This window comes from Nitrobacter sp. Nb-311A (assembly GCF_000152905.1).
Classification (GTDB): domain Bacteria; phylum Pseudomonadota; class Alphaproteobacteria; order Rhizobiales; family Xanthobacteraceae; genus Nitrobacter.
This window is the reverse complement of sequence record NZ_AAMY01000009.1, coordinates 25,516-47,784: the sequence shown is the minus strand read 5'-3', so window position 1 is coordinate 47,784 and position 22,269 is coordinate 25,516. Positions and strand designations below refer to the sequence as shown.

18 protein-coding genes are annotated in these 22,269 nt (G+C 61.4%); 3 read left to right on the top strand and 15 right to left on the bottom strand.

Annotated elements, in window-relative coordinates:
• Positions 1–143: 143 nt before the first annotated feature.
• Positions 144–443, bottom strand: a complete 300-nt coding sequence (locus tag NB311A_RS05010) for an HU family DNA-binding protein (protein WP_040674026.1) — start codon at positions 441–443, stop codon at positions 144–146.
• Positions 444–727: 284 nt separating this feature from the next.
• Between NB311A_RS05010 and NB311A_RS05005 the strand changes: the two genes are divergently transcribed.
• The 3 genes from NB311A_RS05005 (at position 728) to NB311A_RS04995 (ending at position 5,281) form a co-directional block, all read left to right on the top strand.
• Positions 728–1,084 (top strand): VanZ family protein, encoded by a 357-nt coding sequence (locus NB311A_RS05005; RefSeq protein ID WP_009797374.1) that lies wholly within the window; start codon positions 728–730, stop codon positions 1,082–1,084.
• A gap of 240 nt (positions 1,085–1,324) precedes the next feature.
• Complete coding sequence (locus NB311A_RS05000; RefSeq protein ID WP_009797373.1) at positions 1,325–2,707, top strand: cation diffusion facilitator family transporter; 1,383 nt, start codon at positions 1,325–1,327, stop codon at positions 2,705–2,707.
• 207 nt (positions 2,708–2,914) lie between these two features.
• Positions 2,915–5,281, top strand: a complete 2,367-nt coding sequence (locus tag NB311A_RS04995; protein WP_009797372.1) for a PAS domain-containing sensor histidine kinase — start codon at positions 2,915–2,917, stop codon at positions 5,279–5,281.
• Here the strand turns inward: NB311A_RS04995 and NB311A_RS04990 are convergent.
• The 14 genes from NB311A_RS04990 to NB311A_RS04925 all read right to left on the bottom strand — a co-directional run bounded on the left by NB311A_RS04990 (position 5,230) and on the right by NB311A_RS04925 (position 22,258).
• The gene (locus NB311A_RS04990; RefSeq protein WP_040673987.1) at positions 5,230–8,193 is read right to left on the bottom strand and encodes a bifunctional [glutamine synthetase] adenylyltransferase/[glutamine synthetase]-adenylyl-L-tyrosine phosphorylase; all 2,964 of its coding nucleotides are present in this window, start codon (positions 8,191–8,193) and stop codon (positions 5,230–5,232) included. The genes NB311A_RS04995 and NB311A_RS04990 overlap by 52 nt on opposite strands.
• A complete protein-coding gene (locus tag NB311A_RS04985; protein WP_040674024.1) occupies positions 8,190–9,650 on the bottom strand; it encodes an ATP-binding protein in 1,461 nt (486 codons plus the stop codon). The genes NB311A_RS04990 and NB311A_RS04985 overlap by 4 nt, the downstream gene beginning before the upstream one ends.
• Positions 9,651–9,868: 218 nt before the next feature.
• The gene (locus NB311A_RS04980) at positions 9,869–10,561 is read right to left on the bottom strand and encodes a response regulator transcription factor (RefSeq protein WP_009797367.1); all 693 of its coding nucleotides are present in this window, start codon (positions 10,559–10,561) and stop codon (positions 9,869–9,871) included.
• Between the two features lie 346 nt (positions 10,562–10,907).
• Positions 10,908–12,458 (bottom strand): Do family serine endopeptidase, encoded by a 1,551-nt coding sequence (locus NB311A_RS04975; RefSeq protein WP_009797366.1) that lies wholly within the window; start codon positions 12,456–12,458, stop codon positions 10,908–10,910.
• A 278-nt stretch (positions 12,459–12,736) separates the two neighbouring features.
• Positions 12,737–13,288 carry a cytochrome c-type biogenesis protein gene (locus NB311A_RS04970; protein WP_050752065.1) on the bottom strand — a complete coding sequence of 184 codons (552 nt, stop codon included), beginning with the start codon at positions 13,286–13,288 and terminating at the stop codon, positions 12,737–12,739.
• Positions 13,289–13,307: 19 nt separating this feature from the next.
• A complete protein-coding gene (locus NB311A_RS04965) occupies positions 13,308–15,290 on the bottom strand; it encodes a heme lyase CcmF/NrfE family subunit (RefSeq protein ID WP_009797364.1) in 1,983 nt (660 codons plus the stop codon).
• Positions 15,287–15,775, bottom strand: coding sequence for a cytochrome c maturation protein CcmE (gene ccmE / locus NB311A_RS04960; protein ID WP_009797363.1), 489 nt, complete (start codon positions 15,773–15,775; stop codon positions 15,287–15,289). The genes NB311A_RS04965 and ccmE overlap by 4 nt, the downstream gene beginning before the upstream one ends.
• 31 nt (positions 15,776–15,806) lie before the next feature.
• On the bottom strand, positions 15,807–16,910 hold the full coding sequence (ccmI, locus tag NB311A_RS04955; RefSeq protein WP_009797362.1) for a c-type cytochrome biogenesis protein CcmI: 1,104 nt from the start codon (positions 16,908–16,910) through the stop codon (positions 15,807–15,809).
• A gap of 162 nt (positions 16,911–17,072) precedes the next feature.
• Positions 17,073–18,464 (bottom strand): hypothetical protein, encoded by a 1,392-nt coding sequence (locus NB311A_RS04950; RefSeq protein WP_009797361.1) that lies wholly within the window; start codon positions 18,462–18,464, stop codon positions 17,073–17,075.
• A gap of 256 nt (positions 18,465–18,720) precedes the next feature.
• Complete coding sequence (locus tag NB311A_RS04945) at positions 18,721–19,170, bottom strand: RT0821/Lpp0805 family surface protein (protein WP_040674022.1); 450 nt, start codon at positions 19,168–19,170, stop codon at positions 18,721–18,723.
• A gap of 254 nt (positions 19,171–19,424) precedes the next feature.
• The gene (locus NB311A_RS04940) at positions 19,425–20,822 is read right to left on the bottom strand and encodes a sensor histidine kinase (RefSeq protein ID WP_009797359.1); all 1,398 of its coding nucleotides are present in this window, start codon (positions 20,820–20,822) and stop codon (positions 19,425–19,427) included.
• Positions 20,812–21,483 (bottom strand): response regulator transcription factor, encoded by a 672-nt coding sequence (locus tag NB311A_RS04935; RefSeq protein ID WP_009797358.1) that lies wholly within the window; start codon positions 21,481–21,483, stop codon positions 20,812–20,814. The genes NB311A_RS04940 and NB311A_RS04935 overlap by 11 nt, the downstream gene beginning before the upstream one ends.
• Before the next feature lie 127 nt (positions 21,484–21,610).
• Positions 21,611–21,862: a hypothetical protein gene (locus NB311A_RS04930; protein WP_009797357.1), complete on the bottom strand. Its 252-nt coding sequence runs from the start codon at positions 21,860–21,862 to the stop codon at positions 21,611–21,613.
• Between the two features lie 3 nt (positions 21,863–21,865).
• Positions 21,866–22,258, bottom strand: a complete 393-nt coding sequence (locus NB311A_RS04925; protein WP_009797356.1) for a hypothetical protein — start codon at positions 22,256–22,258, stop codon at positions 21,866–21,868.
• Between the last annotated feature and the right edge of the window lie 11 nt (positions 22,259–22,269).

Sequence of the window (22,269 nt, the reverse complement as noted above, 5' to 3'; positions counted from 1 at the left end):
GGCGGCGCAATGGAGAGGCTGACGCACCGACGGGCCTGATCGCGACAAAAACCTGGAGCCGAATCGGCACCAGGGGACAAGCCGGCAGTTCTCAAAAACGGAACCCGGGGCCGGAACAACAAGGGCCCCGAAGGGCCCCTGCATTACACCGCGTCTTTCGCAGCCTTGACCGGCCGCGCTCTGACGACCTTTCGGGCGGGCTTCGCCTTGAATGTCATGGGCTCGCCGGTGAAAGGGTTGGTTCCTTTGCGCGCCTTGGTCGCCGGCTTCTTGATCACCACGAACTTCGCAAAACCCGGAAGCAAAAAGACACCGGTCTTTTTAAGCTCTTTGTAACCTGTCGTCGCAAGCGCCTCGAGAACACCTTTTACGTCCGTTTTGGACAATCCGGCCTGAGCCGAGATCTTCTCAACGAGCTGCGATTTCGTCATCTGGGTTGCCATCATCGATCCTGTCTGTTGATTCGGCCCGAAAAACAATATTTCCAAATCCAACTAAAAAAACGCGTCTTGTGGAATTTATAACAGCTTACTTCAAGTATAGGGCCAGCTGTCCCCCGCCATTTGCAGGCGAAACCACGGCTCATGGTCCGCGCGGCCTGTGCGATGGGCAGGATTTGCCCCGCAGCCACCGCCAGCAACGCTTCAATTCTGGCGTGCCGCAGATGTGAAGCGGTTGAGAATTCGCCCGGCCTTCCCGTGGCGGCAAATTGTGCTATGCGCCTGCAATGAAGATTCTCTTCCGGATCGGCGCGCTCGTTCTGATTACGGCGGTCGTGTTCGCGACGCTCGGGCCGGCGCGCTATCGTCCGCATGCCCCGCTCGGACAAGACGGTGAACACGCCCTCGCCTTCGTTTTGGTTGGTCTCGCGGTTGGCCTCTCGTTTCCCCAACGACGACTACGCGTGGCTGCGGCAACTATCCTCTTGATCGGCCTTCTTGAGATTATGCAACTGTGGGCGCCAGGACGCCATGCGCGGCTGGAAGATTTTATGGTCGATGCCGCGGCGGCGTGTCTCGGCCTTGCCGCTGCTGCGGCGATCGGCCGGCTTACCACGCGATTGCGTGGATCAATATCCCGGTAATCTCACACGAGCATCGCCAGCGGTAGCTAACCGCATTCTAATCAGAATAATTCGTAATAACGAAAAGTCTGCGAATGAAAGGCGCCAGCGCATGATCCCGAGAAGTGGAAACCGGTTTTCGGAAAAGATCATGCTCAAACAAAAAGATAAGCGACGAGTCTGATTCAGCGCAGTTGAACCAGACTCTGGCGCAATCAGCCCGCGCTTTTATCCTGGGTGGCAGGCTGCTAAACCCCGCGGATGCCGCCCCCTGCCTCCAAGTCGAAAACGAAAGTCGCCGCCATCTCGATAATCGCCAGCGCAAGCATGGCGACGATCAAGCTCGTGGTCGGCATTGCTATCGGCAGTCTGGCGCTGATTTCCGAAGCCCTGCATGGCTCGATCGATTTGGTCGCCACCATCGTCACGTGGATTGTGGTGCGGATTTCCGATCGTCCCGCCGATGCCGAACATCATTATGGCCATGGCAAGATCGAGAGCCTTTCGGCCCTTGGTGTCATTGCCATGCTGTATGTCCTTGCCGGTGGCATTGTGGTGCAGGCCTACGCTCATCTGCGCGAAGGCGCGCCGCCGCCGACCCTCTCCGCCATTCCGTTCGTCGTGCTGATTGCGGACATTATTGTCAATGCCTGGCGCGCCCGCGCGCTGCACCGGGCCGCGCTCGACACGCGCAGTCAGGCGCTGGAGGCCGACGCCCTGCACTTCGCCTCAGACGTCCTTGGATCCGTCGCGGTTATCATCGGGCTGACCCTGTCGGGACTGGGCTATGCGTGGGGTGACGCCTCTGCTGCGATCGGTGTCGCCGTCTTGATTTCCCTTCTGGGTTTACGGCTCGGAGGCGCTACCATCGAAACTCTCTTGGATCGTGCGCCGGAAGGTGCTGCGGAAAGAGCAGAGGCGGCGATTAGGGCGCTGCCGGATGTGGTCGGCATCGCAAAGCTAAGGATACGAATGGTCGGCCCCCGGCATTTCGTCGACGTTATCGCTGAAGTGCCGCGAACCTATCCGATCGACCGCATCGATACCATCAAGCAGCAGGTGCAGGACGCGGTATCCGGAGTTCTCGGCGACGCCGACTTGACGTTCACTGCGATACCGGTCGCCCGCGACAACGAAAGCGTACGCGAACGCATCATGGTGATTGCCCGCAATGCGGGGCTCGCGATTCATCACGTCACGGTGCACGACCTTGGGGAAAAGCTGACGGTCAGCATCGACCTCGAGGTCGACGGCGACATGGCGCTGGTGGATGCCCATGCAATCGCGCATCGGTTGGAGCATGATATTCGTCACGAATTCGGCGCAGATGTCGAAGTGGATACTCACATCGAGCCGTTGGAGCCGGAGCTTCCGCTAGGGACCGATGCGGCCCCCACGCGCGTCCATGCCATCCGGACAGCCTTGTCTGGTTTCGCCGCCGATGGCGAGATCCATGACATTCACAACGTGCGAGTCAGAGACACCGAAGCCGGCGAAATCGTCAACTTCCATTGCCGCGCTGCATCGTCGATGAGTGTCGCCAAGGTGCACGACAGCGTCGACGAAATCGAAAGGGCTCTGCGCCACGCGTTCCCGAGCGTTAAGCGCGTGATCAGCCACGCGGAGCCGCCGCGCGAAAGCTGAATCCCGCAGCTGTCCCATGTTCCCGTTTCGGACTCAGTCAGCGGCCTCTGCGGGATTCTGCGCTTCTCTGTTGGTCAAAATTTTTCCTGTTAACAAATCGTTGACTCTCGACAGATTCGGAAAAGTAGATTCAAATCGAAGTGATTCGGAGAAGTCAAAAATCACTCCGATCAAGTGTGCGGAAAAATTCACACGGGGGCTAAAGGCATGGCGCGCGCTCAGGCGGCGAGCGCTTGCGTTCAATCCGATTCGATCAAGGGATTGGCGCAATCGATCGCGAAACCTGCCTATCGCAGGCTGCTGACTGCCGAGCCCGTGCTTCGACGTGCCGTCCCAGCCCTGATCATCGCTTTCCTGGTGACCATATGCGTCGGCGCCCTGGTGCAGGTCATCGATCAGACGCGGCAAAAGCAAGCGATGACGAAACACGATCTGCTGGCGCTTGCCGATCTCCTGGCAGAACGGCTTGAGCATGCCGGCGTCGTCTATCAGGATCGTCCCGCCTCCATTGAGCGCTTCCAGAACCTGTTGCCAAAACTCATTCCATCGTGGGGCGTGGCCGCCGGCCGCCATATCATCGTCACCGGTGCCGATCAGCGCGTTCTCGCTCGGATACCGATCGGAATAACGTCCAGCGAAAGCAGCCGGATACTCGAACTCATCGGCATCACACAATCGCCAGCCCTGCATGGCATGTCGCCTGCGAGCGTCGCCGACATCGTCCTGCTGGATGGCAGCGGCGCGCTTGCGGTCCAGCGCGCCATCAGATCGTTGCTGGGCCAGGTGACCGTCATCCAGGAAGCCGACGCGGTGTGGCGCCCGGACACCGCGTTATCGATCACCCTATCAGCCACGACCGGATTCGTGGTTCTGATTCTGGGCTTTGCCTTTCACTGGCAATCTACCAGAGCTCGCGAAGGTGATCTGATCAATGATGCGGTCCGTGGCCGCATCGATACCGCGCTCAATCGTGGCCGATGCGGACTCTGGGACTGGGATCTGTCGCGTGGCCGGATCTTCTGGTCGCAATCGATGTTCACTCTGCTCGGGCTGGAAAGCCGCAGCGACCTTCTCGCCTTCGGTGAGGTGAGTTCTCTGGTCAACTCCGAGGATATTGATTTGTTCGAAATCGCGGACGAGCTCATCTCGGGAAAAATCGATCACATCGATCAGAGTTTCCGAATGCGACACAGCAGCGGGCACTGGATCTGGTTGCGCGTCCGCTGCGAACTCAGTCAAAATGCGAGCGGTGGCGCCCATCTGATCGGTATTGCCGTCGATGTCACGGAACAGAAGAGCCTCGCGGAGAAATCGGTCGAAGCCGATCTCCGGCTGCGGGACGCAATTGAATCGATTCCCGAGGCGTTTGTGCTATGGGATGCGGACGACCGTCTGGTTCTTTGTAACTCCCATTTCCAGCGGCTCCATAAGCTCCCGGACAGCGCGGTTGTGGTCGGCACCCCTTACGAAACCGTCGTCGAGGTCGGCCGCATGCCCGAAATCAGGGCGCGGCAGCCTGAAACAGGGACGGTTACATCGGAGGCGCACACCTTTGATGTACAGCTCGCTGACGGCAATTGGCTTCACATCAGCGAACGCCGCACCAAGGATGGCGGTTATGTGTCGGTTGGAACCGACATCACCCGGATCAAGGAGCATGAGCAGAAGCTCGTCGAAAACGATCTTCGACTGCGGGCAACCGTTATTGACCTTAAACGGACGCAGGCAACGCTCGAGCGACAGGCCCTCAAACTCGCGGACCTGGCGCAGAAGTATGCGGACCAGAAAAATCGCGCCGAAGACGCCAATCGAGCGAAATCGAAATTTCTCGCCAACATGAGTCACGAACTGCGAACGCCGCTCAATGCCATCATCGGATTCTCCGAGATCATGAGCAACGGCATGTTCGGAACCCTCGGCTCGAAGAAGTACAGCGAATACTGCCGCGACATTCTAACCAGCGGCCAGTATCTGCTCGAGGTCATCAATGATGTCCTGGATATGTCCAAGATTGAAGCCGGTCGGATGAATCTCGACATGGAGGCGTTCGATCTCACCGGGGTGCTCGACGAATCGCTGCGGGTCGTCTCGGGCCGTACCAGCGACAAGAGCCTGACTTTCGACCTCAGAAACAATGACGGCATCTCCATCGTTGCCGATCGTCGCGCGGTCAAGCAGATCCTCGTCAACCTGCTTTCCAACGCAATCAAATTCACGCCCGACGGCGGGCGAATCATGGCGCGAAGCAAAATATTCGAGAATTTTATAACTCTGACAATTGCCGACACCGGAATCGGCATTGCATCACATGCACTCCGCAAACTTGGCAAACCGTTCGAACAGGTCGAAAGCCAGTTGACAAAAACGCATGCGGGATCCGGCCTTGGCCTTGCCATCGCCAAGTCGCTGGTCAACCTGCACAATGGCTCGATGAAGCTTCGCTCGAAACCCGGTGTGGGGACCGTCGTCCGGGTTACCCTGCCCCGTCACTGCCAGGCGCGAACGGCGATCTGTGCCGCAGCTCAGGTCGTGTTTTCCAACAATCTGACAAATACGGCACGCACATCGGCCTGAGTATCGCGAACCTGCGCTTCGAGTGCCGAAAAGTCGGGGGCGTCCCCCGCTCGCGCCAGCACCGGCAGCAGATCGTCGCCTGCCGTTTCCGGCTTGAATTTATCGCTGACGCAGAGCCGCAAGATCTGGGTCAGATCGTGATAGAGCCGCGCTGCTGGCCGCAGGATTTCCGCATCCGGCAGCGACAGGACGCCGAGCCGCTGCGCGTTATCAAGCGCCTGCTGGGTATCGACATTGAGAATGTCCGGCATATCGGCCGCATGAACGAGCTGAAGATACTGCGCGATGAAATCAATATCGACCATGCCTCCAGCGGCATTCTTCAGGTCCCAAATATCGTCCTCGCCTTTTTCCAGCGCAATCGCGCGGCGCATCTCCGCGACATCGTTGGCGATAAGGCGGGCATCGCGCGGTCGCATCAAGACGTCACGAATGACTCGCTCGATCCGCGCACGAAAATCGGGTGACGACGAAATCACCCGCGCCCGCGTAAGCGCCATGTGCTCCCAGGTCCATGCTTCATGCTCCTGGTATTCAGCAAATGAATCGATATGCGAGGCAACGGGACCAGAGCGCCCGGATGGGCGCAACCGCATATCGACCTCATAGAGAACGCCGTAGTTTGTCCGTGTTGTGAATGCGCTGATGAGACGCTGGGTAAAGCGCGCAAAGTATTGCGCGCCGTGCAGCGGCCGCGCTCCGTCGGAGTCCGGATGGTCGGGATCGAAATCATACAGCAAGATCAAATCGAGATCGGACGATGCAGTCATTTCGCGACCGCCAAGCTTGCCCATCGCAACAATCGCAGTCTCTTGCCTGGCGATCTGGCCGTATTGGTTTGCGAACTGGTGCTTCACCAGCCCATGCACGGTATCCACGATGCCCTCGGCGACATCGGCGAACACATGCCCCGCCTGCCGCGCGGATACGGTGCCGGACAGAATGCGGGTACCGATCAGGAAAAGGCTTTCCTGGCCAAACTGCCGTATCCGGTCGAGAAATTCCTCGTAGGAATTCGCATCCTGAAGCGTGGCCGAGAGCCGCGCGGACAACTCCAGCCGATCGGGCATGGCGCCGAAAAAGCGAGGATCAATCAGCCCATCCATGATCTGCGGCCGCCGAGCCAGCATGTCGGCAAGCCGTGGCGCCGCACCAAGTACAAGGGCAACCAGCGCGACGAGATCCCTGTTCTGGCTCAGCAACGATATCAGCCGGCCGCCGCGCTGCAGCGCCTGCAGGAAACTATCGAACGTCACCACGGCGCTATCCGGCTCTTCGGCGCGCGCCAGACCGTCAATCAGCGCCGGCACGAATGCTTCAAACGCGGTGCGCGTCGCCTCGACCTTGAGGGCCCTATATCCGCCTTCCATCCATTGCCTGACGGTGTCGGCAACCATTCTCGGCTGCTTAAAGCCGAGCCTCGTGAGATGATCGAGAAGTCGCGGGTCATCGGGCCCGGCCCTGTAATCCGCGACGGGGATGTTTACCGTGCCGGCGGGGTCGCCCTCGAACAGCCGGCTGTAGTGCCCCCGAACGCAATCCAGATGCGCGAGCAGTTGGGCAGCAAAACTCGCCCGATCCTCAAACCCCAGGAAGCGAGCGAACCGCTCCATCGCCTCGGCGTCCGCGGGCAGAACGTGAGTCTGTTCGTCGGCGATCATCTGGATGCGATGCTCGACCCTCCGCAGAAACAGATACGCAGCGGTCAGCTCATCCCTGGCCTGACAGGTAATCCAGTTGCTTGAGGCAAGAATACTCAGCGCGTCAAGCGTGGGACGCACCCGCAATTCGGGATGCCGTCCGCCAGCCACCAATTGCTGCGTCTGCGCGAAGAACTCGATCTCACGGATACCACCGCGTCCGATCTTGACGTTGTGGCCCTCGACCGCGACCTCGCTTTGCCCACGAAAGGTCTGCATCTGCCGCTTCATGTCATGAACTTCGGCTAGAGCCGCGAAATCGAGATGCTTGCGCCAGACAAAAGGCGATATCTCCGCGATCAGCGCCTCGCCGGCCTGAGGGTCACCAGCGCAAGGCCGCGCCTTTATCATGGCGGCGCGCTCCCAAGTCCGTCCTTCCCGCTCGTAGTAGTCAAGCGCGGCGGCGGTCGAGACCGCGACCTGCGTTGAGGCGGGATCCGGTCGCAGGCGCAGATCGACCCGAAAAACGTAACCGTCACCGGTCCTTTGTTGCAGCAAGCGCGCAAGCCCTTGGGTAAAGCGTACGAAAAAGGGCTGCGGCTCAATCCCGCTCGCGAGCGTCGGAGCCGAAAGATCGAAAAACACGATCAAATCGATGTCGCTGGAATAATTGAGCTCGCCGGCGCCCATCTTGCCCATTGCGAGCACCACAAGGCCGCTGGCTCCTTCCGGCTGATCGATGTCAGGAGGGTTCAGGCGGCCGCGTCCCGTTTCCTGCCGCAACAGGAATCGCAACGCGCTCTGGACTGCGGCAACGGCGATATCGGTCAATCCGGCCGTGATCTGCATGACCGGCCACACTCCACCGATGTCGCAGAGCGCAATCAACAGCGCCGCCTCGGCCTTAACGTTTCGAAGCCGCCGCATCACGTCGGCTTCATCGGCGGCCTGCGCCGCTTCCCGGATTTCCGTGATCAGCCGCCCGAGATAGCCTTCGGGGTCGCCTCGGAACAGGCGAATCGTCCGGTCGGGATCGGAACGCATCAGATCAAAAAGATAGGGCGAGGACTCCGCGATGCCGAGCAGGACGGCTTTGACCTGCGGAAATGTACCGGCCAGCATCCTGATCTCGCCGGATTGCTGCGGTGTCAGATCGGACAGCCAATCCTCGAGCCGGCGTTCGGCTTCAAAAGGAGCGAACAGCTTGGGCCCGTCCGCAAGACGCGCCGCCAAGCAGGCCGGATCTGCGTCGTCCTTAACGGATGAAATCATGCATCAGTCTGTTGCACGTCCACCGCCGGTGCTGCAAGCCCTGAGGCGCTTCGCGCTGGGAGCGACAGAACCGCACGCAGACCGGGAGATGCATCCTCGAGGATGAGATCGCCGCCGTGCAGCGTGGCTACCGCGGACGCCAGACTCAGACCGAGCCCGGATCCCGCCAGGGTCCGGCTGGCCTCAAGCCGCACGAACCGTTCCACCGCGTGCTTCCGATCAGCTTCGGGAATCCCGCAGCCATGATCGGTCACGGCGAGAATAACCCGATCGCCGCGATGGCGTGCTTCGATCAGTATCGTACTGTCGGCCGCGGCCTCATTCGCATCGAGCGGCTGCGCAGCCCGGCTCGGCTGTCCGTACTTGATCGCGTTTTCGACGAGATTTGCAAGTGCCTGGCTTATCAGTTCGCGATTGCCATGCAGCGGCGCAAACTCGGTCTGAACCTGAAGTCTCAACCCGTTATCTTCGGCTAACGGCTCGTAGAGTTCGTGAATTCCCTGCGTAACCGCCGCCGCGTCGAAATCGGCCATGTTGTCGCACGCATGTCCAGATTCCGCCCGAGCGATCATCAAGAGCGCGTTGAAGGTACGGATCAAACTATCGGATTCCTCGATCGTCTGTTCCAATACCGCGCGATAATCGTTTTCATTGCCGGACTTGGCGAGCGCTTCCTCGGCGCGATTGCGTAGCCGCGTCAGCGGCGTTTTGAGATCGTGGGCGATATTATCGGACACCTCTCTCAATCCATTCATCAGCGCTTCAATGCGCTCGAGCATCGCATTGAGATTTGCCGCCAGCCGGTCGAGTTCGTCGCCGCTACGACCGACCGGAAGCCGGCCGCTCAAATCGCCAGCCATGATGCGCTTCGTGGTCCCGGTCATGGCGTCGATCCGGCGCAGCACGCGCCTCGCCACGAAGATGCCGCCGCAAAGGCCGAGGACCACGACGACAAGCAGCGACCACTGCGCGGCCGAGGCAACCACGCCGATAATGCGATGCCGCTCCTCCAGATCGCGGCCGATCAGAAGCCGGAAACGGTTTGACAGGTCCGTCACGCGCACCAGCGCGTAGTGATGGGCCTGGTCCTGCTCGTCCAGCCGACGATACGCCGTTTCGGCCCAGCCAGCCGTCTGCAACACGCCGGGCTGAAGCGACCCGACATTGCCCGCGACCGCCAGTCCTGCCGGCGTCGTCACCAGATAAAGATTGGAGCCCGGCCGCAGCGCCCGATTTTCGATGGCGCCAACCAATCCGCGTAAGCCACGGCGGTTAAACACGCCCGTGAGCAGGCCGATTTCTTCGCTCACCGTCGCCGCGATTTGATCGGTGATCAGGCGGCGGGTATTCCAGGCGAAGTATCCGAGAAGAGAGGCCGCGAACAGCGCGAACAACAGCAGATAGACTAACGTCAACCGAAACGCCGTAGTACGGAACAGCTTGCCCAACGCCGTCACGGAATCATCACTCTTGCCGTCCATCGATCATTCGGAAGTCTAACAGACACGGCGAGTGACCAATAGGCCAGTTTTATGAGGTGTTTGTAATGATCCGCCAATCTCCGTGACTTGTCCTCGCAGGACGCCTGTTCACCATATGCGGGTTTATTCTCCGTCCTCAAGCCAAGCTTGAGGACACGCTCCGCTCGAAACCGCTGCAATGGATGTCAATGATTTCAAGCGCGGGATGAGTGAACACCATTACGGATCATGTATCCAGCGCCCCGGATCGTATGCAACAAGGGTTGCTCGAAGCCCTTGTCGATCTTGGACCGCAGCCGCGAAATATGCACGTCGATAACGTTGGTCTGCGGATCGAAATGATAATCCCAGACATTCTCGAGCAACATGGTTCGAGTCACGACCTGACCCGCATGTTTCATCAGGTACTCCAGGAGACGAAATTCACGCGGCTGCAGCGTCAGTTCCTCCACACCCCGCACGACGCGATGCGACAACCGGTCGAGTTCGAGATCGCCGACGCGATAGACAGTCTCCTCAGCCCGGCCGACATGGCGGCGCGACAGCACCTCCACCCTCGCCAGCAACTCGGCAAATGAGTATGGTTTTGGCAGATAGTCGTCGCCACCAGCGCGCAAGCCCTTGACGCGATCGTCAACCTGGCCGAGCGCAGAGAGAATGAGCACTGGAGTCTGGATACCCTTGTCGCGCAGGCAGCCGATCACGGAAAGTCCGTCGCGCTTGGGCAGCATCCGGTCGATCACCAGCACATCGTAGTCTCCGCCGTCGGCAAGGGAGAGTCCCTCCTCACCGTCGCCGGCGAGTTCCGCGACATGTCCGACTTCGCGAAACGCCTTCACGAGGTAGTCTGCAGACTCGCGATCGTCCTCGATGATCAGCAGGCGCATTTGGTTACGGGAATTGTCCAAGGTTGTCTTTCCATCAGCATGGCGCGCCGGTCCCTCGCGCGCAAGAGTGCAAGACCAGGCCCACGCAAAAAGCGGGCGGTGAAGCTTGGGGCAACTCCACCGCCCTAGTCCTTCCGACGAAGGGGGGCTGTTTCGATCGGAAGGTAACTCAAGGGAACGGGCTTTTGACCCGTCCCCCGGAAAGTGCCGTCGGCGGGGGCGACTGATGCCGGCGACGCTTCCCATCTCTTGCAAGGCTCTCACATCACGTCTGATCGAACTGCGTCAGATCCGCTTGAGCCTTATGATTTCATCCGGAAACCGGTCTCCCTTTCCGCCTCATGCTTTAGCTTTTCGCAATCGGCATTGCGATGAAACGCGCCGTGCTGCCGGTGCGAACTCGCATCAGAACGCTGTTCTTGTTGTCCGCGCGTGCCGATGTGATCGCCTGACGCACATCGGCCGAGTTGGACACACTCTTTCCCGCGACCTCCAAAATCACGTCGCCTTCCTTAAATCCGCGATCGGCCGCCGGGCTTCTCGGGTCCACGTCGATGACCACAACACCTTCCGCGCCAGCGCCCGCCACTGATCCCGCCGGCGCAACCGTCAAGCCAAGCCGCGGAATATCGCTGTCGTGCAACGAGCCGCGATCCCCATGGTGATCAGCCCGAGCTTCCACAGTATTCGGCAAGGTGCCAAGGGTGAGGTTGACGACTTTGTCCTTACCCTTGCGCAATATGTTCAGCTTGATCGACGTTCCCGGCGCGAAGCTGCCGATGGTTCGCGCCAGTTCGCGCGCATCCTTGACCGGGTCACCGTTGACGGCTGTGATGACGTCGCCGGATTGGATACCTGCCTTGGCCGCCGGGCTGTTGGACTGCGGCTCCGCCACCAACGCCCCTTCCGCCTTCTTGAGACCGAGGCTATCGGCGATATCGGACGTCACCGGTTGAATCTGGACGCCGATCCATCCGCGACTCACCGAGCCCTTGTCCTTGAGCTGAGCGACGACGCTCTTCACCGTATTCGCGGGAATCGAAAACGCGATGCCGACGCTACCGCCGGACGGCGAATAGATAGCGGTGTTCACGCCGACGACATCGCCCTTCATGTTGAAAGCCGGGCCGCCGGAGTTGCCTTTGTTGACCGGGGCGTCAATCTGGAGGAAGTCATCATAGGGGCCGGTACCGATGTCACGGCCGCTGGCCGACACGATGCCGGCGGTCACCGAGCCACCAAGACCGAACGGGTTGCCGACCGCGAGAACCCAATCACCAATCCGCACCTTGTCGTCCGACAGTTTAGCAAACGCGAAATTAGAGCCGCCCTCGACCTTGATCAGGGCAATGTCTGTGCGCGGATCGGTCCCGATCACCTTGGCGGTGTAGGTCTTGCCGTCGTCGGTCGTCACTTCAACCTTGTCGGCACCGTCGACGACATGGTTGTTGGTCACCGCATACCCGTCAGCCGAGATGAAGAAGCCGGAGCCCTGCCCCGTCACAAAGCCATGGCCGCGCCGGCCGCGCATTCCCGGCGGCAGACCGTCCGGTCCGCCGAAGCGGCGAAAAAACCGTTCCATCGGCGACCCCGGCTGGAACGACCATTCCTCGCCGTCGGCTTCCGCCTTGTCCTTCATACGAATCTTGACCGAAATCACCGATGGTTTCACCCGCTCGACGATGTCGGCAAAGCCGATAGGCTGCGCGACCTTGCTCACGTCGGCGTTCACCTGCGCATAAGCAGGACTGGTAAAAAGCTCGGCCTTATCTGCGGAGGGGCTGAACCCGTACAGGGCCATGCCGACGCCCGCGAAAACAGACGCCATCAACGCGAGCTTGCGCACGGTGACCCCGGAACGAGTGGGGTTTAACTTGGAAGGCGGCAAGTCGGTCATGCGGCGATCTCCAGAGGACAGGTTTGATATAGTGCCGAACGTCAGCACTTCATGTCCCTGAAGATGGATATTTGCGCCTTACGGCGCGCTGGCCGCGGAATTAATGTTTCGTAACAATGCCAAGCGCCTCGTGCGGCGGTTTGGCGCACACCAAAAAAACTTCCGCTTCCGAGAAGTGGCTGCGTGCGTTTCGCTCGGAAGCCCGACAGAGCGCTCTGTGAGAAATCGGGAAACCGGTTCAGGATGCGATCATGTCAACCCAAAGAGGCGGAGTTGACTCACGCCCTGGTCTCCTCACCCGCAGGACGTTCCGCTGCCATCAGCTTCGCGAGCCGGGCCTCTTCTTCCTCGCTCAATCGCGGCGGCGCATCCTGGGCCGCCCTTATCGCCTTTGCCCGCCGCCTGCTGTATCCCCAAAGCGCTAGTCCGCCGCCGGCCAGAAGCAGCGGAGTCAGAAGCCAGAGCGGCAGCGTACTCCTTTCGAACGGCGGCTTCAGCAAAACGAAGTCGCCATAACGGGCCACCAGAAAATCCAGCACCTGCTGATCGCTGTCGCCGGAGGCAATGCGCTCGCGCACCAACAGACGGAGATCTCGCGCCAGCGGCGCTGAAGAATCGTCGATCGACTGGTTCTGGCACACCATACAGCGCAACCCGCGCGACAGGTCGCGGGCGCGGGCTTCCTGGGCCGGGTCGGACATGATCTCGTCAGGCTGCACCGCATGAGCGGACGATACCGCCACGAGCACCAAACAAAGCGCGGCGCCGACAACAGGCAGGAGCCTGCTCGGTGCTATAAGCCGTCTGCGCAACGATGATAATGCTTGCATGGGTTCATGCATGGCGGCCTTACTCCGCCGGCTGAAGTACGCGGCCGGCCTTCGCCGGTTTCGGCGCGCCAACCCGCAAACGGCGATCGGACAACGAGAGCACCCCACCGAAAGCCATCAGAACCGGCCCGAACCAGATCAACAGCACCATCGGCTTGTGGTAGATGCGCACCGCGATCGATCCATCGGCGGAGGCATCGCCAAGCGAAATATAGAGCTGGCTCACGCCCCGCGTCAGCAACGCCGCTTCCGTGGTTGAAGCCGCGCGCGTCGTGAAGTTACGCTTCGACGGCGTCATCACCGCGATCGGCTGCCCATTCCGGCTAACGGTGAAGCGCGCTATATCTTCGCGATAATTGGATCGCTGCTGCTGCGTCGTACCCTCGAACGTCAGACTGTAACCACCGACCTGTGCCACATCGTTCGTCTTCATCGAAGTGATGTATTCGGTGTTCCAGGTGGTCTCACAGACGATGCCGATCAAGGCGACTCCAAGGCCGGCATGGGCGAAGACCGTACCCCAGGCCGAACGGGGCAATCCTTTCGCCCGGCGAAACGACACCGGCAGCGACGCCCGAAACAGGTTGATGCGCTCGGCGAGATCGCAAAGGGCGCCGACAATCACGAACACCGCCAGTCCGATCGCCAGCGGCGCGAACGTACTGCCGCCCCGCGTCCACGCCCACAGCACGGCCACCGCGATCGCGCTGGCGACTCCGGCGGCGACCAGCCGTTGCGAAGCGCCGAGCAGATCACCCCGCTTCCATGCCAGCAGCGGCCCGAACGGCACCGCGATCAGCAGCGGGACGAACAAGGGCGCGAATGTGAGGTTGAAGAACGGCGCCCCGACCGAAATCCTGTTGCCGGTGATGACTTCGAGCGCCAGCGGATACAGCGTACCGATGAAGACCGTGGCGCAGGCCGTCGTCAGAAACAAATTGTTGAGCACGAGCGCACCCTCGCGCGAGATCGGCGCGAACAATCCACCCTGCTTCAACGCGGAGGCACGCCAGACGTACAGGGTCAGGCTGCCGCCGATGAAGGTGCAGAGGATCAGCAGGATAAAGACGCCGCGCGTCGGGTCGGTGGCGAAGGCATGGACCGACGTCAGCACGCCCGAGCGCACCAGGAAGGTGCCGAGCAGCGACAGCGAGAAGGTCAGGATCGCGAGCAGGATGGTCCATACTCTTAACGCGTTGCGTTTTTCCATCACCACTGAGGAATGCAACAGCGCCGTTCCCGCCAGCCATGGCATCAGCGAGGCGTTCTCTACCGGGTCCCAGAACCACCAGCCGCCCCAGCCAAGTTCATAATAGGCCCAGTAGGACCCCATCGCGATGCCGAGAGTGAGGAAAATCCACGCCACCAGCGTCCATGGCCGCACCCAGCGCGCCCAGGCGGCATCGATGCGGCCTTCGATCAGGGCGGCGACGGCGAAGGAGAACGCGATGGAGAACCCGACATAGCCGAGATAAAGCATCGGCGGATGCACCGCGAGCCCGATATCCTGGAGCACCGGATTGAGATCGCGGCCTTCCATCGGCGGGTTCGCGATCCGCATGAACGGATTCGATGTCAGCAGAATGAACAGGTAGAACGCGGTCGCGATCCAGCCCTGCACCGCCAGCACATGGGCGCGCAGCGTCAGCGGAAGATTATTGCCGAACGCGGCGACCAGCCCCCCGAACAGCGCGAGGATCGTCACCCATAACAGCATGGAGCCTTCGTGATTGCCCCAGACACCGGTGATCTTGTAGATCAGCGGCTTCAGCGAATGGGAATTCTGGAAAACGTTGACGACCGAGAAATCGGAAACGACGTACAGCGTCGCAAGCGCGAAAAACGAAGCACCGACAAACAGCAATTGCGCGAGCGCGGTCGAGCGCGCCACGTTCATCAACGCGCCGTCATGCAGTCTTGCACCGATAATCGGAACCACAGACTGGATCAGCGCGAGCCCGAGCGCCAGCACCAGCGCGAAATGTCCCGCCTCGGCGATCATTGCGACACCTCCTGCTTGCCCGACGCTTCAACAGCTCCGGCCCGCGCGCCATAATCGTCCTTCCAGTGTCCCTGCTTCTTCAGGGCATCCGCGACCTCCTTCGGCATGTAGGTCTCGTCATGCTTGGCTAACACGGTGTCGGCCTGGAACACACCCGAACTATCGAGCGCGCCCTCGGCGACCACACCCTGCCCTTCGCGGAACAGATCGGGCAGGATGCCCGTGTAGGCCACCGGCAGCGTCGCGCTTCCGTCAGACACCTTGAATGTGACCGCGAGATTTTCACCGCGGACCAGTGAGCCAGTCTGCACCAGCCCTCCCAGCCGGAAGCGCTGTCCCGGCTGAATATGCTTCTCCGACACCATCATCGGCGTCGAGAAAAACACGATGGAATCGCGTAGCGCATTCAGCACCAACCCGGCAGCGATGCCGAGCACCACGAGCGATCCGACGATCATCGTCAAGCGCCGCTGCTTGCGAGTCATATTTCACCTGCGCGCAAAGCAAATACCTCGATCATCCGTCTATCCCGAGCGCCTTGAACCCTTCGTTGAGCTGGCGCAAACCTGCTTCATTCTGCCCGAGCGCGCGGCGCGCGTCATCGCGCACGGCACGCGACTTCTCGGGCTGATTGAGCACCATATAGGCGCGGGCCAGCCGCAACCACCCTTCGACGTCGTTACCGTCCTGCTTCAGGCGCGCCGCTAGCCGATCGACCATCCTGTGAATCATCGCGGAGCGATCCGCTTCCTTCATGTCGCTCGCCGCGGCCACGGCTTCGTCGGTCGGACGAGGCGCGCCGTCCCCGACCTGCGCCAGCGCTTCCTGCACGGTCGCACGCCATTCCGCGTCCGCAGGCGCGTCGGCCAGCAGGGCCTTCCAAATCGTCACGGCTTCGGCGGTGCGGCCGTCCTGTTGCGCGGCCATTCCAAGGAAAAATCGAGCCTTCGCCTCCCGGGGATTCAAGGCGAGCGCCCGCTCGAATTCCTTCTTCGCTTCGGCGGTAACGATGCCGTTCGCAGCCCCGGCGATCGCGGTGCCGAGATCGGACCGGCGCTGCGCGGTTTCGCCCTCATACGTGATCACGTTGCGATAGGCGCGCGCGGCGGCGTCGAAGCGGCCGAGTTTCGCGAGCACCGGCGCCAGCACGGTCCAGCCCCGGCCGTCGGCGGGATTTTTTTCCAGGTGCGATTCGACCTGCGCCACGAGAGTGCCGAGGGATTGCGACGCATCGGCCGTTTGAATGCGCGCAGCCAGCGGAAAATCAGGCAGTTGCGGGGATCCGAGAGGAAGGTAAACCACGAGCGCCAGCAACGGTATCCCGACCAGCGCTATGACCGCCACCGCACGACGCAGCCAGAGTTTCGACTCGCGCGGCTGATGGCTTTCGGCATCAGCCGCCTCCAACAGCCGCCGTCCAATTTCGACTCGCGCGGCGGCCGCCTCCGGCTCACCGATCAGGCCCGCCGCGGCATCGCGCCCGACCTCGGCCAGTTGATCGCGGTAAACTGTGGTCTCGCTGCCACCCGAGATTCGCCGCTTGCTCGACCGACCGAGGGGCCACAGCACCGCAAAAGCCGCTCCAGCGGTCATCAGCGCGAACACAAACCACAACGTCATCTCATCAGGGTTCCGGTGGACCGGCGACGGAAACGGCCGATCCGATGGCCGGGTTACATCACGACTGGGAAAAGGACGCAATTGACAATTGCGGCACAATCGGCGGCAAACATCCACAACCTCATGATTTGACGGTGTTTATTCGGAAACGCCCCCGCCCGCTTACCCGGCCCGCGACGACTTGCGTTCGACCGTGAGTGCGTGGTCCGCCGCCCGGCTCATCATCGACGAATAGTCCTGGCCGAACAGAACCTCGCAGAAACGGATCGCCGCCTTGACCTGCTGCTGCCGGAACGCGCGGACCCGCTCATCACCGCTGCGAAGCGATTCGACCAGGGTTTCAGCACCCCGCTCGACGTAATGCTGCAAATCCGAATAGGTCCGCATTGTGACTTCGTTGATAGCCAGTTCGCTGGCGTAGGTCCGGCACACCGCGACGAAATCGATCAGCGCTGCGGTTTCCTCGACCTCGATCGCGTCGAGTTGCGCACCCGATGGAATGTCCTTGTCGGGCCGCTGGCGCAGCAGACGCCGCACCCGGCCGGAGACGCTCTCGATTTCCGATTGCAGGGCCTCGGAAGTGACCACCCTGATCGCCGCGAGCTGACGGCCCCAGTTTGAATCGGCGCGGATATCCAGTTCGGTCCGCAGCCCGCGAACGCCGTCGTGCAAGGTCTTCAAGTGTTGAGAGACATTCTCGAACCGGCCGCGCCGGATATCGGCCCGCAGGACTGCGGAAATCTGCGACAGATCGTCGAGCGCCATCTTGATCGCCACGCCATAAGGCGTCGCCGCCACTCGTATCTCGTCGTCCGAACCCGCTACCCGGATTGCCAGGCGTATGATCTGCCACGATGCGGACAATCGCTGCATCACCAGCGACAATGCAAACGGCAAGGCCAGCGGCGTTTGCAGGGAGGGAGCATTGAGCGCAGTCATCACGGTGGCAATCTGCGACTCGCCGAAGACGCGCAGAAAACTCGGCAGCCGGATATTCAGGGTGTCGAGAGCATCGCGCGCGTTCAGAACCGCTCCGATTGCGGCCAGATCTTCAACGACGCTGGGGGCGCCGATGCGGCCAAGCGCGCGCTGGCGGTCCAGGTCGGAACGATCCGTGAGAATCCGCTGGATGGCGGCTGCCGCGACCGGCTGGAACGTCCGCGCGGCCGCTTCGATTTCGGACGCCGATCCGGTTTGATTCGCCAACACTGCCTCGAACGCACGCGCGGCATCCGATGCACCCTCGCGCGCCAGCCACTGCCAGACTGGCATCAGCGAGGTGCGCCGGATCTGCCCGGGGCGCAGCGCAACGCCGTCCTCCACGAGAAACGGGTCCAGAGGACGGAACAGATGCCGGGCTGGATCTTCGCTCCGCTGCTCGCTGTCATCCGATCTGCGGACAATCCGGCGCAACTCACCGAGTACGAGGTTGGCGACCGCGGCGTCTTCGCCGCGCTCCGCCGCGCGCTGGAACTCCCGCATAAGCAACGCCTGCGATTTCGGCGGAAGCTGCGCAAGATAGTCCTTCAGCCGTTCGATCGAGGTCTGGTCCATGCTCGCACATCTTCGCGCGAACGATCGCGCGGGCGCCGGAAGGCTCTAGCGTGTCATATCAGAGGCCATCTTAAGGATGCGTTGCGCAAGGCGAGAGGACTTTCGAGACAACGGGATACCGGTTTGCGTGAAGAAAATACGTCAAACCGAATCGTATTTCCGCTGCGGATTCCATCGGAAGCGAAAGGGGGCTCGTTGGAGGGTTGAATACAGGTCAGCGAGGCTTTGATTTGATTCAAACTCGCGGCCTTACGAATCAGCCAATTGCACCCCAGCGTCCGTCAGCTTTCCGGCAAGCGGTTTTGCGCACGGTGTGAGGTTCGCCGGCGAGCGTGACGGTGTGGGAATAGCCTCGGCACGTCGCACCCTCCACCTCATATTCCGGTCCGGCGACGATATTGCCGTGGCGACCGGTCTCCGGATTGCGCCACGCAATCGGCGCGCCCGGCGCACCACGCTCAAGAGCATCGATCTGCGCCTGATAGGCCAGGCGACGGTCGTTATCATCCAGGGCGGAACCGAGTTTCGGTCCGATCAATCCACCGAGTGCCGCCGCCGTCGCCGCGGCCATGGGGGCGCCTGCCCCTTCCCTGAAGCCTGCGAATGCCGTCATGCCCGGAGCGTCGAGACCACCGGAACCCGTCACGTCGCAACCGCCGAGAGCGAGCGCCACCGCGATAACCAATAGCGTATTCGTCTTGCTCATGCCCTCCTCCGGCGCCCTCCCGCCGGGACGCTTTCGCATCCGGTTGCACAGGAGCGGGCAATTCGGGCGGGACTGCGGCATGGACCCATTAGAGTCCGCTTCAACTGCGTTGAATCAGATTCGCCGCTTATCTTTTTGTTTGAGCATAATCTTTTCCGAAAGCTGGTTTCCACTTTGCGCTGACGCGGCCCTTCGGGTCGGGTTTGCGCTGACGCGGCCCTTCGGGTCGGGATCATGCTCTAGCGAATGCAGACTCAAGCGGCCGGCAGCAATAGCTCGGCGCGCAGTCCCCCGGTCGGCGCCCTATCCAGCGTCAGCCGACCACCATAGAGGGCCGCCAGATCGGTGACGATCGACAAGCCCAATCCTGATCCGGGCTTGGTCTCGTCGAGTCGGCGCCCGCGCTTCGAGGCCTGCACCCGCTGGGTATCCGACAGACCCTGACCGTTATCGTCGACAGTAATGTGCAACATCGCGAGTTCCGCTCCGGCGGGCGGGCGGACCGAGACGTTGATGAACACCCGCGAATGCGCCCACTTACAGGCATTGTCCACGAGATTGCCGACCATCTCCTCAAGATCCTGACGCTCCCCGCAAAACTTCGCCGCCGGACTGACATCGACGTCGATAGCGACATCGCGGTCGCGATGAATCTTTCCCATGGTCCGGCGCAGCGCCTCGACGACGGGGGCGACATCGGTCACCGTTCCAACGACTGTGAGTCGCGCGGCCATACGGGCGCGCTCCAGATGGTGAGCGACCTGATTGTGCATCATCCGGGCCTGATCGAGCATTTTCACGGCGAAGGGATCGCGCTCATGGGCGCTGGCTTCGTTGATGATAACCGAAAGCGGCGTCTTGACCGCGTGCGCGAGGTTGCCGACGTGGGTGCGGGCACGCTCGACGATCTCCCGGTTGGCATCGATCAGCGCATTGGTCTCGCGGGCGAGCGGCGCGATTTCGACGGGGAATTCGCCCTCCAGCCGCTCAGCGCGGCCGGATCGGATGTCGGCGATCGCATCTGAGATGCGTTTCAGCGGAGCAAGACCAAACCGCACCTGAAAGATCGTGGTGAGCAGCAATCCGATCGTGAGCGCGGCAAACGTGCCGCCGAGGTAATAATCGAAAGTCCGCGTTTCATTGAAAATTTCGGTGGCGTCTCCGGCCACGGCGACACGAAACTTGCCGTCGGCGCCGAGATCGACCGGCCGTTCCACCATGCGCAGGGTCTGCCCTTCCGGCCCGTCGACATATCCGACGCGGATTCCGGACGAGGAAAGCGCAATGCCCTGATCCTCCAGCTTCGGCAGCTTCTTGTCCCATAGCGAGCGTGACGCGCGGATTTGTTTCTTGTCCGGATCGGCGCGGTCAGCTTCCCAGTACCAGCCGGATAACGGCAAATCGAACAGCGGCTCACCGAGCGACTGGAACTGGCGGTCGGCAGGCTCGTCAGGCGTCGCCACTTCGGCAATCAGGGTGCGAAGATAGAGGTTGAGGCGACGGTCGAAGGCGCGCTCGGATGCCGAGCGATAGACCGACGACAGCACCACGCCGGTGATCAGCAAAACAACCACAACCCACGCTGTCGCGGACAGGAACAGCCGCGTCGCCAGCGAATTGGAACGGAGGCCCGGAAATTTCCTACCGCGCATTTGCCGGCGGCGTCAGCAGATAGCCGAGCCCGCGCACCGTCTGGATGATATCGACGTCCAGCTTTTTGCGGATGCGGCCGACAAAAACTTCGATGGTGTTGGAGTCGCGATCGAAATCCTGATCGTAAAGATGTTCGACCAGTTCCGTGCGCGACACCACCCGACCGGTATGGTGCATAAGATAGGCCAGCAGGCGGTATTCGTGCGACGTCATCTTGATCGGATTGCCGCCGACGCTGACGCGGCCGGTGCGGGTATCCAGCGTCACCGGCCCGCAGGTCAGTTCGGACTGGGCATGCCCTGTGCTCCGCCGCAGCAGTGCGCGCATCCGCGCCAGGATTTCCTCGAGATGGAACGGTTTGGTGACATAATCGTCGGCGCCGGCGTCGAATCCCTGAACTTTGTCGCTCCAGCGGTCTCGCGCGGTAAGAATCAGGACGGGCATGGTGCGGCCCCCGCGGCGCCAAGCCTCGAGCACGGAAATGCCGTCCATTTTCGGCAGGCCGATGTCCAGCACCACCGCGTCATAAGGTTCGCTGTCGCCGAGGAAATGTCCCTCCTCGCCGTCAAACGCGCGATCGACCACGTAGCCGGCGTCGGTCAACGCGGTCGCGAGCTGACGATTGAGATCCGGATCATCCTCGACGACGAGAAGGCGCAAAGCGGGCTCCTGATTCCTTCTGTCAAGATGAACCGCCACCGCGTGAATGGCAAATGAACGGCAAAACCCGCTTAAGGTCTTCTTTCCGCCGGAGCGGGCATGCCTGTGCCCCCGCTGCTCAACCATGTCATGTTGTGGTCGAACCATCATCAGGCGGCAGCGGCCTCAGGAACTCGTCGACCTCGGCGTTGATCCGGGCCAGCACCGCATCGATCTCGTCGGCGGTTGCATTGCTGCCGCCGATCAGGCCGGCGATGGCCTGAACATAGGGCATCGAAGATGCCACGCCCTGCTCGATCGCGGGGGCGACCTTGATGATGGCGTTGACGATGGCTTCAGCGGCCGCGAGAGCGGCTGCCACTTCTGCTACGGTGACCATGCGCTATGCTCCTGATACGAGAATCTGCTGGACGACCATCAGCGCCGACTGCGCCGCCGCGAGCGCATTGGTGATGTCGACGGACGGATAGGCCCTCTGCAACGCGACCAGATTGTTGACGGCGAGGCGCGCCTTGCGCATCGCCGATTGCAACCTTTCGACCACCGAACGCTTGGCGCAGATGTTGGCTACCCCCGGCTCGGTTCCGGTCCGGCAAAGCGGCAGCGCCTTGTAGGCATTGGCGGCATTCACCGCGACGCCAAAGGCGTTTTCGATGCCGTACACCGTGTTGAGCGAAACGGTCGTATTCAGATTCAGCGACGGCAACGCGACGGTCTGGCAACCTGCCAACGCCAAACCGGAAACGACCGCTATCGCGGCGATGAGCTTTCGCATGAGAACTCCTG

What these genes read in the sequence shown, in the direction of transcription:
- NB311A_RS05010 (WP_040674026.1), bottom strand. Translation starts at nt 443, where the DNA reads ATGGCAACCCAGATGACGAAATCGCAGCTCGTTGAGAAGATCTCGGCT.
- NB311A_RS05005 (WP_009797374.1), top strand. Translation starts at nt 728, where the DNA reads ATGAAGATTCTCTTCCGGATCGGCGCGCTCGTTCTGATTACGGCGGTC.
- NB311A_RS05000 (WP_009797373.1), top strand. Translation starts at nt 1,325, where the DNA reads ATGCCGCCCCCTGCCTCCAAGTCGAAAACGAAAGTCGCCGCCATCTCG.
- NB311A_RS04995 (WP_009797372.1), top strand. Translation starts at nt 2,915, where the DNA reads ATGGCGCGCGCTCAGGCGGCGAGCGCTTGCGTTCAATCCGATTCGATC.
- NB311A_RS04990 (WP_040673987.1), bottom strand. Translation starts at nt 8,193, where the DNA reads ATGATTTCATCCGTTAAGGACGACGCAGATCCGGCCTGCTTGGCGGCG.
- NB311A_RS04980 (WP_009797367.1), bottom strand. Translation starts at nt 10,561, where the DNA reads ATGCGCCTGCTGATCATCGAGGACGATCGCGAGTCTGCAGACTACCTC.
- NB311A_RS04975 (WP_009797366.1), bottom strand. Translation starts at nt 12,458, where the DNA reads ATGACCGACTTGCCGCCTTCCAAGTTAAACCCCACTCGTTCCGGGGTC.
- NB311A_RS04970 (WP_050752065.1), bottom strand. Translation starts at nt 13,288, where the DNA reads ATGCAAGCATTATCATCGTTGCGCAGACGGCTTATAGCACCGAGCAGG.
- NB311A_RS04965 (WP_009797364.1), bottom strand. Translation starts at nt 15,290, where the DNA reads ATGATCGCCGAGGCGGGACATTTCGCGCTGGTGCTGGCGCTCGGGCTC.
- ccmE (WP_009797363.1), bottom strand. Translation starts at nt 15,775, where the DNA reads ATGACTCGCAAGCAGCGGCGCTTGACGATGATCGTCGGATCGCTCGTG.
- ccmI (WP_009797362.1), bottom strand. Translation starts at nt 16,910, where the DNA reads ATGACGTTGTGGTTTGTGTTCGCGCTGATGACCGCTGGAGCGGCTTTT.
- NB311A_RS04950 (WP_009797361.1), bottom strand. Translation starts at nt 18,464, where the DNA reads ATGGACCAGACCTCGATCGAACGGCTGAAGGACTATCTTGCGCAGCTT.
- NB311A_RS04945 (WP_040674022.1), bottom strand. Translation starts at nt 19,170, where the DNA reads ATGAGCAAGACGAATACGCTATTGGTTATCGCGGTGGCGCTCGCTCTC.
- NB311A_RS04940 (WP_009797359.1), bottom strand. Translation starts at nt 20,822, where the DNA reads ATGCGCGGTAGGAAATTTCCGGGCCTCCGTTCCAATTCGCTGGCGACG.
- NB311A_RS04930 (WP_009797357.1), bottom strand. Translation starts at nt 21,862, where the DNA reads ATGGTCACCGTAGCAGAAGTGGCAGCCGCTCTCGCGGCCGCTGAAGCC.
- NB311A_RS04925 (WP_009797356.1), bottom strand. Translation starts at nt 22,258, where the DNA reads ATGCGAAAGCTCATCGCCGCGATAGCGGTCGTTTCCGGTTTGGCGTTG.